This is a genomic window from Solwaraspora sp. WMMD791 (assembly GCF_029581195.1).
GTDB lineage: Bacteria > Actinomycetota > Actinomycetes > Mycobacteriales > Micromonosporaceae > Micromonospora_E.
The window spans coordinates 5,785,892-5,798,123 of the sequence record NZ_CP120737.1 but is presented as its reverse complement, the minus strand read 5'-3'; the positions used below and the strand labels follow the sequence as shown (position 1 = coordinate 5,798,123).

The 12,232-nt window shown below is 72.2% G+C and carries 15 protein-coding genes; 6 read left to right on the top strand and 9 right to left on the bottom strand.

Annotation, left to right across the window (positions count from 1 at the left end):
* Positions 1 to 9: 9 nt before the first annotated feature.
* Positions 10 to 501, top strand: coding sequence for an 8-oxo-dGTP diphosphatase (locus O7623_RS26130; protein WP_282225604.1), 492 nt, complete (start codon positions 10 to 12; stop codon positions 499 to 501).
* Positions 502 to 509: 8 nt separating this feature from the next.
* Here O7623_RS26130 and upp read toward each other — a convergent pair whose 3' ends face one another.
* Positions 510 to 1,142, bottom strand: a complete 633-nt coding sequence (upp, locus tag O7623_RS26125) for a uracil phosphoribosyltransferase (protein WP_282225603.1) — start codon at positions 1,140 to 1,142, stop codon at positions 510 to 512.
* Complete coding sequence (locus O7623_RS26120; RefSeq protein WP_282225602.1) at positions 1,123 to 2,424, bottom strand: glycosyltransferase; 1,302 nt, start codon at positions 2,422 to 2,424, stop codon at positions 1,123 to 1,125. Before O7623_RS26120 ends, upp begins: the two co-directional genes overlap by 20 nt.
* A 125-nt stretch (positions 2,425 to 2,549) precedes the next feature.
* Here O7623_RS26120 and deoC point away from each other — a divergent pair, with 125 nt between their 5' ends.
* Genes deoC through O7623_RS26105 form a run of 3 tightly spaced genes read left to right on the top strand, consistent with a single transcriptional unit; the run spans position 2,550 to position 5,777 of the window.
* Entirely contained in the window at positions 2,550 to 3,515 is a 966-nt protein-coding gene (deoC, locus tag O7623_RS26115) for a deoxyribose-phosphate aldolase (protein ID WP_282225601.1), read from the top strand.
* Positions 3,516 to 3,520: 5 nt separating this feature from the next.
* On the top strand, positions 3,521 to 4,951 hold the full coding sequence (locus O7623_RS26110) for an aldehyde dehydrogenase family protein (RefSeq protein ID WP_282229584.1): 1,431 nt from the start codon (positions 3,521 to 3,523) through the stop codon (positions 4,949 to 4,951).
* A complete protein-coding gene (locus tag O7623_RS26105) occupies positions 4,944 to 5,777 on the top strand; it encodes an aldehyde dehydrogenase family protein (RefSeq protein WP_282225600.1) in 834 nt (277 codons plus the stop codon). The genes O7623_RS26110 and O7623_RS26105 overlap by 8 nt, the downstream gene beginning before the upstream one ends.
* A gap of 42 nt (positions 5,778 to 5,819) precedes the next feature.
* On the opposite strand, the gene O7623_RS26100 is transcribed toward O7623_RS26105, so the two are convergent.
* The 4 genes from O7623_RS26100 to O7623_RS26085 all read right to left on the bottom strand — a co-directional run bounded on the left by O7623_RS26100 (position 5,820) and on the right by O7623_RS26085 (position 8,153).
* Complete coding sequence (locus O7623_RS26100) at positions 5,820 to 6,017, bottom strand: hypothetical protein (RefSeq protein WP_282225599.1); 198 nt, start codon at positions 6,015 to 6,017, stop codon at positions 5,820 to 5,822.
* Between the two features lie 100 nt (positions 6,018 to 6,117).
* Complete coding sequence (locus tag O7623_RS26095; RefSeq protein WP_282225598.1) at positions 6,118 to 6,726, bottom strand: dihydrofolate reductase family protein; 609 nt, start codon at positions 6,724 to 6,726, stop codon at positions 6,118 to 6,120.
* 25 nt (positions 6,727 to 6,751) lie between these two features.
* Positions 6,752 to 7,510, bottom strand: a complete 759-nt coding sequence (locus O7623_RS26090) for an SRPBCC domain-containing protein (RefSeq protein ID WP_282225597.1) — start codon at positions 7,508 to 7,510, stop codon at positions 6,752 to 6,754.
* A gap of 7 nt (positions 7,511 to 7,517) precedes the next feature.
* On the bottom strand, positions 7,518 to 8,153 hold the full coding sequence (locus O7623_RS26085) for a helix-turn-helix domain-containing protein (RefSeq protein WP_282225596.1): 636 nt from the start codon (positions 8,151 to 8,153) through the stop codon (positions 7,518 to 7,520).
* Between O7623_RS26085 and O7623_RS26080 the strand changes: the two genes are divergently transcribed.
* Positions 8,152 to 8,415: a type II toxin-antitoxin system Phd/YefM family antitoxin gene (locus tag O7623_RS26080; RefSeq protein ID WP_282225595.1), complete on the top strand. Its 264-nt coding sequence runs from the start codon at positions 8,152 to 8,154 to the stop codon at positions 8,413 to 8,415. The genes O7623_RS26085 and O7623_RS26080 overlap by 2 nt on opposite strands.
* Positions 8,412 to 8,705: a type II toxin-antitoxin system RelE/ParE family toxin gene (locus O7623_RS26075; protein WP_282225594.1), complete on the top strand. Its 294-nt coding sequence runs from the start codon at positions 8,412 to 8,414 to the stop codon at positions 8,703 to 8,705. The genes O7623_RS26080 and O7623_RS26075 overlap by 4 nt, the downstream gene beginning before the upstream one ends.
* Positions 8,706 to 8,751: 46 nt before the next feature.
* Here O7623_RS26075 and xylB read toward each other — a convergent pair whose 3' ends face one another.
* From xylB to O7623_RS26060, 3 genes are all read right to left on the bottom strand, one after another.
* The gene (gene xylB / locus O7623_RS26070; RefSeq protein ID WP_282225593.1) at positions 8,752 to 10,137 is read right to left on the bottom strand and encodes a xylulokinase; all 1,386 of its coding nucleotides are present in this window, start codon (positions 10,135 to 10,137) and stop codon (positions 8,752 to 8,754) included.
* A complete protein-coding gene (locus tag O7623_RS26065) occupies positions 10,137 to 11,132 on the bottom strand; it encodes a serine hydrolase (protein WP_282229583.1) in 996 nt (331 codons plus the stop codon). Before O7623_RS26065 ends, xylB begins: the two co-directional genes overlap by 1 nt.
* A 66-nt stretch (positions 11,133 to 11,198) precedes the next feature.
* Positions 11,199 to 12,197 (bottom strand): NAD(P)-dependent alcohol dehydrogenase, encoded by a 999-nt coding sequence (locus O7623_RS26060; protein WP_282225592.1) that lies wholly within the window; start codon positions 12,195 to 12,197, stop codon positions 11,199 to 11,201.
* Between the last annotated feature and the right edge of the window lie 35 nt (positions 12,198 to 12,232).

Sequence of the window (12,232 nt, the reverse complement as noted above, 5' to 3'; positions counted from 1 at the left end):
GGTGTCCGGGTGCAGGCCATCATCGCGACTCTCGGGTACGTCCTGTCCGCCGACCGCCGCCAGGTGCTGATGCTGCGCCGCGACGCCCGCCCCGACGACATCCACTACGGCTACTACAACGGGCTCGGCGGCAAGCTGGAGCCGGGCGAGGACGTGGTCACCGGCATCCACCGGGAGATCCGGGAGGAGTCCGGGCTCGTCTGTGAGCGGGTCGAACTGGCCGGCACCATCTCCTGGCCCGGCTTCGGCCGCAACGGGGAGAACTGGTTCGGTTTCCTGTTCCGGATCCCGGCCTGGTCCGGTAAGCCGCAGGTCAGCTGCCCGGAGGGCACGCTGGTCTGGACCGACCTGGCCGACATCCTCGCCGGCCAGGTCCCGATGTGGCCCAGCGACCGGCACTTCCTCCCGCTGGTCTTCGCCGCGCGTCCGACGGTGTTCCACGGCGTGATGCCGTTCGCCAACCACGAGGCGACCAGCTGGAGCTGGACCACCGCCGGCTGAAGGTCCGGTCAGAAGCGCGGCATCCCACCGAACTGCCGGTCACCGGCGTCACCGAGCCCCGGCACGATGAACATCTTGTCGTTGAGCCGCTCGTCGATCGACGCGGTGACCAGCCGCAACGGCAGGCCGGAGCGGTCCAGCCGGTCGATGCCGGCCGGGGCGGCGAGCACGCACAGCACGGTGATCTCGGTGGCCCCCCGGTCGACCAGCAGCCGGCAGCAGTGCTCCAACGAACCACCGGTGGCCAGCATCGGGTCGAGCACCAGCACCGGGATGCCGGCCAGGTCGGCCGGCAGCGACTCCAGGTATGCCCGGGGCTCGTAGGTCTCCTCGTCCCGGGCCAGCCCGACGAAGCCCATCGACGACTCCGGCAGCAGCGCCAACGCCGAGTCGGCCATGCCCAGACCGGCACGCAGCACCGGCACCAGCAGCGGCGGGTTGGCCAGCCGGGTCCCGTCGGTCGGGGCAACCGGCGTGGTCACCGGGTAGGACTCCACCGGGAAGGACCGGGCCGCCTCGTACACCAGCATCGTGGTGAGTTCGTGCAGCGCGGCGCGGAACGCCGCCGAATCGGTCCGGACATCGCGCATCGCGGTCAGCCGGGACTGGGCAAGGGGATGGTCAACGACGAGTACGTCCACGGTCGTTGAACCTACTCGTCAACCCGGCGGCGGACGCATACACCTCACGGATGGCGTCGGCGTACCGGGCCGGGGTGTGCTCGGCGCAGCGGGCGGCCGCCGCGACGGCCTGCCGGCGGGCCGCCTCCGGGTCGAGCAGCAGCCGCAGCACTCCGCTGGCGAGGGCGTCGGGTTCGGGGTCGGTGCGCAGGGCGGAGCCGGCCAGTGCGCCGTGCGCGTGCAACGCCCGGTCGACCAGCACCACCGGTACGCCGGCCAGCCCGGCCTCCTGCAGGACGAGTGCCTGGGTGTCGGTCTGTGACGCGAACGCGAACACCTCGGCGGCGCCGTACGCGGCGGCCACCACCTCCGGCGGCTGCTGACCGGTCAGCACGATCCGGGCGGCCACCCGGGGCGGCAGCGCCCGCAGCAGCCCGCCCAGCCAGCGGGGCTCGTACAGCGCGCCGACCAGCACCAAGCGGGCCGCCGGGCAGCCGGCCAGGATCCGCTCGAACGCGGCGATCAGCAGGTCGATGCCCTTCTCCCGGTTGATCCGTCCCACGTAGAGGACGACCCGGTCGCTGGGGGTGATGCCGTAGCCGTACCGGAAGGCGTTGACCTCGCGGGCGGTGGTCCGCCGGGGGGCGACCCCGGTGGGTACCAGGTGCACCCGGTCGGCCGGCACCGGCAGGTGGATGCGGTCCAGCACCGCCCGGGTCGGGACGACGACCGCGTCGGCCCCACCGAGCAGCAGCGTGTTGGTCGCGTCCATGGCGGCTCGACGGCGGGCGACCGCGCCGCTGGCCATCGGGCGGTGGTCCCGGGTGTGCCCGGCCGGTGCCGCCGCCGGGCGCGGTACGCCGAGGCGGCGGGCGTAGAGCCGGACGCCGGCGCTGAGCGCCCGCGCCGGCACCCGGTACGCGTCGGCGTAGGCGTGCAGGTCGGTGTGGTACGTCTGGACCAGCGGCAGACCGAGCCGGCGCGCGGTGAGGACGCCGAGCAGTCCGACCGGGCCCGGGGTGTGCACGTGCACCACGTCCGGCGCGACCGCGGCGATCTCGGCGATGGTGCCGGTGGCGGCGGCACCGCGCAGCAGCCACGGTGACAGGCGCAGGTCGGCGACGCCGCAGGGCAGCGCACGCAGCCGCAGCACGTCCGGCTCGGCCGGCTGGTCCGGGTGCCGGGGCACCACGATCAGCCCGGGGTGGCCGGCGTCGGTCAACGCCGCCGCCAGGGTCCGCAACGAGGTGACCACCCCGTCGCGCCGGGGCAGGTACGTGTCGGTGAAGTGCACTGCTCGCACGTCAGGGACGGTGGGCCACCGTGTTCAACATGATGTAACGGTAGGCCAACGGGGCCCTTAAGTCTGCTCGTCCGATCAGCCGACGACCAAGATCGTCAACTGGTCGACGACGTAGACTCGCGGGCATGACAGCGGTGACCACACCTGCACCGAGCGGCCACGACCTGGCCGAGGTGGGGCGGAGCGCGGCGACCCTGCGCGCCTTTCTGCACGGACTGCCCGGTGTCGACCAGATCGGGGCGCAGCATCGGGCCGCGATGCTCGGCACCCGGTCGGTCAAGACCACCGCCAAGGCGCGGGCGATCGACCTGGCCATCCGGATGGTCGACCTGACCACCCTCGAAGGCGCCGACACCCCCGGCAAGGTCCGGGCGCTGTGCGCCAAGGCCCGCCGCCCCGACCCGACCGACCCGGACTGCCCGTCGGTCGCCGCGGTCTGCGTCTACCCGTCGATGATGCCGACCGCCGCCGCCGCGCTCGCCGGATCCGGCATCCACCTGGCCAGCGTCGCCACCGCGTTCCCGTCCGGGCAGGCGCCGCTGGCGGTCAAGCTGGCCGACACCGAGGCAGCGGTCGACGCCGGTGCCGACGAGATCGACATGGTGATCAACCGGGGGGCGTTCCTCGCCGGCCGCTACCACGAGGTGTACGAGGAGATCGTCGCGGTCAAGCGGGCCTGCGGCGACGCCCACCTCAAGGTCATCCTGGAGACCGGGGAGCTGGCCACCTACGACAACGTGCGCCGGGCCTCCTGGCTGGCGATGCTGGCCGGCGGCGACTTCATCAAGACCTCCACCGGCAAGGTGCCGGTCGCCGCGACCCTGCCGGTCACGCTGATCATGCTGGAGGCGGTCCGGGACTTCCACGCCGTCACCGGTCGGCGCATCGGGGTCAAACCGGCCGGCGGCATCCGTACCACCAAGGACGCGATCAAGTACCTGGTGCTGGTCAACGAGACCGTCGGCGAGGACTGGCTGACCCCGGACCTGTTCCGGTTCGGCGCCTCCACCCTGCTCAACGACCTGCTGATGCAGCGTTCGAAGCTCACCACCGGGGTCTACTCCGGTCCCAACTACGTCACCCTGGACTGATGAGCGTGTTCGACTACGCACCCGCACCCGAGTCCCGCTCGATCGTCACCATTCGTGACTCGTACGGCCTGTTCATCGACGGCGAGTTCGTCGACCCGGTCGACGGGGGCGCGTTCAAAAGCGTGAACCCGGCCACCGAGGAGGTGCTGACCGAGGTCGCCGAGGCCGGCACCGGCGACGTGGACCGGGCGGTGGCCGCCGCGCGGGCCGCGTACCAACGGGTCTGGGGTCCGATGCCCGGCCGGGACCGGGCCAAGTACCTGTTCCGGATCGCCCGGGCGCTCGCCGAGCGCAGCCGCGAACTGGCCGTGCTCGAATCGCTGGACAACGGAAAACCGATCCGCGAGTCCCGCGACGTCGACCTGCCGTTGGCGTCGGCACACTTCTTCTACTACGCCGGCTGGGCCGACAAGCTGCCGTACGCCGGTTTCGGCCCGGACCCGCGCCCGCTCGGCGTCGCCGGCCAGGTCATCCCGTGGAACTTCCCGCTGCTGATGCTGGCCTGGAAGATCGCCCCGGCGCTGGCGGCCGGCAACACGGTGGTGCTCAAGCCGGCCGAGACGACTCCGCTGACCGCGCTGCTGTTCGCCGAGATCTGCCAGCAGGCCGACCTGCCGCCCGGCGTGGTCAACATCGTCACCGGGGCCGGTGCCACCGGGCAGGCCCTGGTCGGCCACGCCGGCGTCGACAAGGTCGCCTTCACCGGCTCCACCGAGGTCGGCCGGCAGATCGCCCGCGCGGTCGCCGGCAGCCGCCGGAAACTCACCCTGGAACTGGGTGGCAAGGCCGCCAACATCGTCTTCGACGACGCCGCGATCGACCAGGCCGTCGAGGGCATCGTCGACGGCATCTTCTTCAATCAGGGGCACGTCTGCTGCGCCGGCTCCCGACTGCTGGTCCAGGAGTCGATCGCCGAGCCGCTGCTGGAGTCGTTGAAGCGGCGGATGGCCCGGCTGCGCGTCGGTGACCCGCTGGACAAGAACACCGACGTCGGGGCGATCAACTCGGCCGCCCAGCTGGACCGGATCCGTACCCTGGCCGCCGCCGGCAGCGACGAGGGCGCGCAGGCCTGGTCGCCGCCGTGCGACCTGCCGCAGCAGGGCTTCTGGTTCGCGCCGACCATCTTCACCGGGGTCAGCCAGGCGCACCGGATCGCCCGGGAGGAGATCTTCGGCCCGGTGCTGTCCGTGCTGACCTTCCGCACCCCGGACGAGGCCATCGAGAAAGCCAACAACACGCCGTACGGGTTGTCCGCCGGCATCTGGTCGGAGAAGGGTTCGCGGGTGCTGTGGACCGCCGACCGGCTGCGCGCCGGGGTGGTGTGGGCGAACACGTTCAACAAGTTCGACCCGACGTCGCCGTTCGGCGGCTACAAGGAGTCGGGCTACGGCCGTGAGGGCGGCCGGCACGGGCTGGAGGCGTACCTCGATGTCTGACGGTGCCGTGCGGGTGACCGTACGCAAGACGTACAAGCTGTTCATCGGCGGGAAGTTCCCGCGCAGCGAGTCGGGACGGACGTACCAGGTGCAGGACTCCAACGTGGCACTCGCCTCCCGCAAGGACGCCCGGGACGCCGTCGTCGCCGCCCGGGCTGCCATGAAAGGCTGGTCGGGCGCGACCGCGTACAACCGGGGTCAGATCCTCTACCGGGTCGCCGAGATGCTGGAGGGCCGCCGCGAGCAGTTCGTCGCGCTCGGCGAGCCGGCCGCCGAGGTCGACGCGGCGATCGACCGCTGGGTCTGGTACGCCGGCTGGTCCGACAAACTTCCCCAGGTGTACGGCGGCGCGAACCCGGTCGCCGGACCGTACTTCAACCTGTCGACGCCGGAGCCGACCGGGGTGGTCGGGGTCGTCGCGCCGGCCGAGCCGTCGCTGCTCGGCCTGGTCAGCGTCGTGGCCCCGGTGATCGTCAGCGGCAACACGGCGGTGGTGCTGGCCTCGCCCACCCGGCCGTTGGCGGCGGTCACCCTGGCCGAGGTGCTGGCCACCAGCGACCTGCCCGGCGGGGTGGTCAACGTCCTGACCGGCGCGGTCGCCGAAACGGCGCCGTGGCTGGCCGGGCACCTGGACGTCGACGCGCTGGACCTGACCGGGGTGACGGATCCGCAGTTGGCCGTCGAGATGGAGCAGGCCGCCGCCGGCAACCTCAAGCGGGTGCTGCGGCCGGCGGACGGGTCGATCGACTGGTCGGCCGACCCGGGTACCCGGCGGATGACGGCCTTCCTGGAGACGAAGACCGTCTGGCACCCGAAGGGGAGCTGACCGACCGCCGACCGCGGGCCGCCGACGGCGCGGGCCGGCGGCCTAGGCCGGCTCGGGCTCGGGCACCGGTCCGGGGCCGTCCGGATCGTCGTAGATCGGTGTCTCGGGGACCGGAGTCGGTTCGACCGGGGCCGGCGGCAGTGTGTCCGGGGTGTCCGGGGACAACTCACCTGGGTCGTCCGGGACCGGCGTGGTCGGGTCGATCGGCGGGTACGTCTCGGGGGCCGCTGACTGCGTCATGCCGCTCCTTTTTCCCGTTTCCGACCGGCGGTAATCCCTCGAGTGGTGGTCGCGCCACACGTCAGGTGACCCGCGCCATCTGCAGACTTGCGGTGTGCTGTCAGTCCTGAGCGAAGGAGCCGATCGGGATCTCGCCCGCCGGTCGGTAGGTGCACATCGTCACGCCCGTGGTGGAGACCGCGTTGTCGACCAACGTCAGCGCGCCCGGCACGGTGCCGTTGCCGAACAGCCGCTTTCCCGCACCGACGACGACCGGGATGGTCCAGATCCGGAACTCGTCGACCAGACCGGCCCTGATCAGCGACTGCAGCAGGTTCGCGCTGCCGTGCACCTGCAACTCGGGGCCGTTGGTGCGCTTGAGCGCCGTGATGCCCCGGGCGGCGTCACCTTCGATCAGGGTGGAGGTGGGCCACGACAGCGTCGGCCGGCCGCGGGAAGCGACGTACTTTGTGGCGTCGTTGAGCGGCTTGGCCTCCTCCCCTGACGCCGTCGGCCAGTGCGCGGCGAACATGTCGTAGGTGCGGCGGCCGAGGACCAGGTCGAACGGGACTCCCATGGTCTCCCCCATGGTCTGGCCCATCAGCTCGTCCCAGTAGTTGACCAACCAGCCGCCGTGGCGGAATCCACCGTCGTCGTCCTCGCCGGGGCCACCGGGTGCCTGCATCACCCCGTCGAGGGTGACGAACGCGTTGACGATCAACCTACGCATCGGAGGAACCTTTCGGACAGGTACGTCAGGAGACCGGCAGCTGGTCGAGCCACTGCTGCCAGCGCTGCTCAGTGTGGACGGGTTCGGCGTCGGTGTCGAAGATGTGGTGGCTGAGAAAAAGCATGTCGCCGCGGTCCCGGCCGGAGTGGACGAACCGGTAGAGCCCGCCGGTGGTGCGTACGCCGAGGAACACCGTGGGCTCGGCCAGGTCGACGGTGCCGTCGATCGGCGCGGCACCCGGTACGGCGAGGCGTACCGGCGCACCGGCGGCGATCGGGTGGGCGGTGCCGAGGGCGGCGGCGACCGCCGGCCAGACCTGGTCCGGATCGCCCGCGTCGGGGTGCAGCACGGTCACCGGGGTCGCGGTGCGGCCCGGGAAGTACCGCAGGTACGCGGCGAGGGTGCCCAGGTAGAGGTCCCAGCCGATCTTCATCGCCTCGAACTCGGTCTCCCAGTTGTCGCCGAGCATGCCGCTCTGCACCATCCGCAGCACGGTGCTGCCCTGGTCACGCCCCTCGATCAGGTACTCGAGCGCCATGAACGAGCCGTCGTCGGCGGTGGCGGTGCGGTCGGCGTACCGCTTGCCCGGCTCCCAGCCGACGATGGTCGCCTCGTCGGTGTGCCCGCCGAGGGTGAGCCGCGCTGCACCGCCCTCGCGGGGCTCGATCTCGCTGCGGCCCATGAACCAGGAGTCGAGGCCGGGCCCGGTGGCGATGGCGTCCCACACCTGCTCCGGCGTGGCCGCCAACTCGATCTCCTTGCGTACCTCGAATTCGTGTCCCACGGTCGGGTCAGCCTTCCTGTGCTGTCTGGATGCCGGCCGGTTCGGAACTGGCATCCGGGCCGGTGCTGGCGGTGTCGGGGTGCAGGGCGACGACGAGGCGGTGCGGCCGGCCGCCGGGGGCAGTCTCATCGTGGTATCTGCCGACCAGGGCGGTGACCGTACTGGTCAACTCCTCGACGAAGGCGGCCCGGTCGGCGGCGGAGGCGAAGCGGATCTCGCCGTCGATCGCGAAGGTCGCGACCCGCTTGTTCGCCCGGTCCGCGCCGGTGATCAACGCGCCGACGTCGCGGACCAGCCGGGCGGCGACGGCGAGCAGCCAGCGGGCGGAGAGCCGGTCGGGGGCGGCGGCCGGATCGGGCGCGACGGCAGCGAGCGCGGCCGGTGAGATCACGTACGCACCGGCGGTGGCCCGCATGATCCGCTCGGTGACGTTGCCCTTGCGCCGCTGCTCGACCAGCTCGACCAGGCCGTGCTGCTCGAGCGCTTTCAGGTGGTAGTTGACCTTCTGCCGGGCCAGGCCGATCCGGGCGGCGAGCATGGTCGCCGAGGCGGGCTCGGCCAACTCGGCGAGGAGCCGGGCCCGGATCGGGTCGAGCGAGACCTCGGCCGCCGCCGGGTCCTCGATCACCGCTACGTCCAACATGTGTCCGAGACTGTCACCGACGACTTATTTTGTCAAGAACAGAAGAATTTTCGAGATCACCCGCCACGGGCGGCCGGTCGCGGTCCTCATCTCCCCGGACGACCTGGCAACGCTTGAGGAGACCCTGGACGTACTCTCCAGCCCGGAGGTCATGCGCCAGCTTGCCGAATCCCGGACAGCCATCGCCGCAGGTGACGTGCTGGATCCCGATCAGGTGGCCGCCCTCATGGCTGAGCGTGCCAAGCGAGCCGGCGACCAGTGAACGATCCGACGAGTCCGCGCCCTTACCAGCTGCGCTTCACCGGCCCGGTCGCCCGCGCCCTTGCCGGACGGCCCTCGGAAAAGGTCGCCGCAGCGGTGTACGAATTCGTGACCACCGTGCTGGTCGACAACCCACACCGGCTCGGTAAACCTCTCCTGCTCCCACCCTACGAAGGCACTTGGTCGGCCCGACGCGGCGCCTACCGGGTGTCGTACCAAATCGACGATGAGCAGCGCGTGATCACGGTTACCGCTGTTGAGCACCGTGGTGATGCGTACCGGTCCCGGTGACCGGCGTAACAGCTGTCAGACAAGCCAGCCAGGTAGGCCCAACGGGTCAGGTCAGCAGCGGGAGCGCCCGCTGCCGGACGTCGACGTACCGTTCGTGCACCTGCGGGGTGCCGGCGGCGGCGACCTCCTCGGCCTCCACCGGCCACTGCGGTGGCTCGGCACCGCCCCGCAGCGCCCACGCCGCCTGCCGGGCCGCACCGAGCGCCACGTACTCGGCCGGACGCGGCACGCTCACCGGCGCGCCGAACAGCGCCGGCGCGACCGCCCGTACCGCGCGGGACCGGGCCGCACCGCCGACCAGCAGCACCCGCTCCACCGGGGTGCCCTGGACGCGCAACGCGTCGAGGGCGTCGGCGATGCCGCCGAGCATGCCCTCCACCGCCGCCCGGGCCAGGTTCGCCGCCGACGCGTTCGCCCGGGTGATCCCGGCGAGCAGCCCGCGCGCGTCGGGCAGGTTCGGGGTCCGTTCCCCGTCCAGGTACGGCAGCAGCGTCAACCCGCCCGCACCCGGTGCCGCCGACAACGCCAACTCGTCCAGCTCGGCCAACGACCGGCCCAGCAGGTCGGCGACCGTGACCAGCACCCGGGCCGCGTTGAGGGTGCACACCAGCGGCAGGAACCGACCGGTCGCGTCGGCGTAGCCGGCCACCAGCCCACTCGGGTCGGCGGTCGGCACCTCGCTCACCCCGGACACGCACCCCGAGGTGCCCAGCGACACCACCACCTCACCGGGGCGCAGGCCGACGCCGAGCGCCGTACCCATGGTGTCGCCGGTGCCGGCCGACAGCAGCGCACCGGACGCGGTCTCCCCGACCACCTCGGCGGGCCCGGCGACCCGGGGCAGCGCCACGTCCCGGCCGAAGGCGAGCTCGATCAGGTCCCGCCGGTACTCCCCGGCCGCCGCCGACCAGTAGCCGGTGCCAGAGGCCTCACCCCGGTCGGTCGTCGGCGCCCCGTCGTCGGCGCGCAGCCGGTGGGTCAACCAGTCGTGCGGCAGCAGCACCATCTCCGTCCGGGCCGCGAGCTGCGGTTCGGCGCGAGCGAACCAGCGCAGCTTGGTGACCGTGAAGCTGGCCACCGGCACCAGACCGACCGCGTCGGCCCACGCCTGCGGGCCGCCGAACTCGTCGGTCAGGTCGACCGCCGCCTGCGCCGACCGGGTGTCGTTCCACAGCAGGGCGTCCCGGACCACCTCGCCGGCGTCGTCGAGGCAGATCATCCCCTGCTGCTGCCCGCCGACGCCGATCGCGGCGACCCCGTCCAGCAGCCCGGCGCTGGCCTGCTCCCACGCCGCCCACCACACGCGCGGATCGACCTCGGTGCCGTCCGGGTGCGGAGCGCGGCCCTCACGCAACACTTCCCCGGTGTCCGCGTCACAGACCACGACCTTCGTCGACTGGGTCGACGAGTCGACCCCGGCCACCAGTGTCATCACACCTTCTCCAGCGCAGGCAGGACGACCTGTTCCAGCACCGCGACCGGGGTGCGCCACTGCTCGGGGTCGTCGTAGTTGCCGGCGGTCACCGCGACGACGAGCTCCAGGTCGGGCAGGACGATCAGGCGCTGGCCGCCGTTGCCCATCGCCGACGCCGTCTGACGACCGGCGACGGTCTGCAGATACCAGTGGTAGCCGTACTCGGCGCCCCAGGGAGTCTGCAAGCGAGGCGTGAGCATCTCGCTGATCCAGCTGGCCGGCACCAGTCGACGGCCACCCCAGACCCCGCCGGCCAACACCAGCTCGCCGATCCGGGCCAGGTCACGCGGGGTGAGCCGCAGCCCGGACGCGGGCGAGGCCACCCCGTCGTCGCCGGTCATCCAGTGAAACTGCTCGATGCCGAGCGGCGCGAAGAGCTGCGCCCGGCCGTACGCCTCCAACGCCTGCCCGGTGCCGTCGGCGATCAGCTTGCCGAGCAGCGCGGTCGCACCACCGCAGTAGGACCAGCGCTCGCCGGGTGGCTCCACCACCGGCCGCTCCAGGACGTACCGGCAGCGGTCCGGGGCCAGCTCCATGGCGATCTCGCCGTTGTCCGGGCTGTCGTACGGGGCGTCCTCGCGCCAGTCCAGCCCCAGCGACATGGTCAGCGCGTGCGCGACGGTCAGCCTGGCCCGGTCCGGGTCGGCCGCCAGGTCGGGGTACTCGGGAAACCGCCCCAGCAGCGGCTGCGCCGGGGCCGGAACGAGCCCGTCACCGAGAGCGATGCCGTACAGCAGCGCGGTCACGCTCTTGGTGACCGAGCGCAGGTCGTGCAGCGTCGTCGGGCCGAAGCGGACCGGCCCCAGCGAGTGCTCCCAGGAGAAGTCCTCGCCCGTGCCGTAGTGCTCCCACAGCAGCTGACCACCGCACACCACCACGACCCCGTGCAGCCCGTCGACCTGCCCGGCCTGCTCGGCCTGCGCCAGCAGCTCGCTCATCCGGCCCGTCGTCATCGCCACCCCCGTCACCTGCCCACCGAGGATATGTCGAACCGTCGATCGTCGCTGTCCCCTCCGTCGTCACATGGTGACGACGACCTTGGCGCGGGCGTGTTCGGTCTCGACGTACCGGATCGCCGCCGGCACCTCACTGAGCCGGAACGTCCGGTCGACGACCGGGGTCAACTTGCCCGCCTCGACCAGCTCCCGCAGCGTCGCCAGGTGTCCCTGGCCCGCCGTCGCCATCGGCGCGACGATGCGCTGCCGGACGAACCGCCCCACCAGCGGTCCCCGCAGCAGCAGACCCATCGGGCCGAAGACGGTGCCGCCAGTGGACACTCCCCCACCGGACAGCAGCAGCGTGCCGTCCGGGGTCAGCACCCGCCGCAAGTCGCCCAACGACCGGTTGCCGACCAGGTCGAGCAGCGCGTCGTAGCGGCGGCCGGCCCGCACGGCATCGGTACGGGTGAAATCCTCCCGGGTGTAGTCGACGACGTGATCGGCGCCGAGCGACCGGACCAGGTCGACGTTGCGGGTCCGGCACACCGCCGTCACCTGGGCCCCGTACGCCTTGGCCAGCTGCACCGCGAAGGTGCCGACCCCGCCCGACGCCCCGTTGACCAGGACGTGCTGCCCGGCCCGCAGATCGGCGGCGTCCCGCAGGCAGACCAGGGCGGTGGTGGCGGCCAGCGGCACCGCCGCCGCCTGCGCGAAGCCCAGATTCGCCGGTTTCGCCTCGACCAGACCCTCCGCCACACACAGGTACTCGGCGAACGCGCCGCCGGCGGGACCGGCCTCGCCGTACACCTCGTCACCGGGGCGGAACCGGGTCACCGCCGCACCGACCGCCTCGACCCGGCCGGCGAAGTCCTGGCCGCGCACCGCCGCGCGGGGCCGCCGCAGCCCGAACGAAAACCGGGCGACGTACGGGTCGCCGCGCATGATGTGCCAGTCGTACGCGTTGACCGAGCTGGCGTGTACCCGCACCAGCACTTCGCCGTCGCCGGGGGACGGGGTGTCGACGTCACGCAACCGCAGCACGTCGGGTGAGCCGTACCGGTCCTGGACCATCGCCTTCATCGCTGATTCTCCTCACTGGATCCGCTGGTGGACAC

Bases quoted from the DNA above. Each gene is read 5' to 3' on its own strand.
- deoC (WP_282225601.1), top strand. From the start codon at position 2,550: ATGACAGCGGTGACCACACCTGCACCGAGCGGCCACGACCTGGCCGAG.
- O7623_RS26105 (WP_282225600.1), top strand. From the start codon at position 4,944: ATGTCTGACGGTGCCGTGCGGGTGACCGTACGCAAGACGTACAAGCTG.
- O7623_RS26100 (WP_282225599.1), bottom strand. From the start codon at position 6,017: ATGACGCAGTCAGCGGCCCCCGAGACGTACCCGCCGATCGACCCGACC.
- O7623_RS26095 (WP_282225598.1), bottom strand. From the start codon at position 6,726: ATGCGTAGGTTGATCGTCAACGCGTTCGTCACCCTCGACGGGGTGATG.
- O7623_RS26080 (WP_282225595.1), top strand. From the start codon at position 8,152: ATGTGTCCGAGACTGTCACCGACGACTTATTTTGTCAAGAACAGAAGA.
- O7623_RS26085 (WP_282225596.1), bottom strand. From the start codon at position 8,153: ATGTTGGACGTAGCGGTGATCGAGGACCCGGCGGCGGCCGAGGTCTCG.
- xylB (WP_282225593.1), bottom strand. From the start codon at position 10,137: ATGACACTGGTGGCCGGGGTCGACTCGTCGACCCAGTCGACGAAGGTC.
- O7623_RS26065 (WP_282229583.1), bottom strand. From the start codon at position 11,132: ATGACGACGGGCCGGATGAGCGAGCTGCTGGCGCAGGCCGAGCAGGCC.
- O7623_RS26060 (WP_282225592.1), bottom strand. From the start codon at position 12,197: ATGAAGGCGATGGTCCAGGACCGGTACGGCTCACCCGACGTGCTGCGG.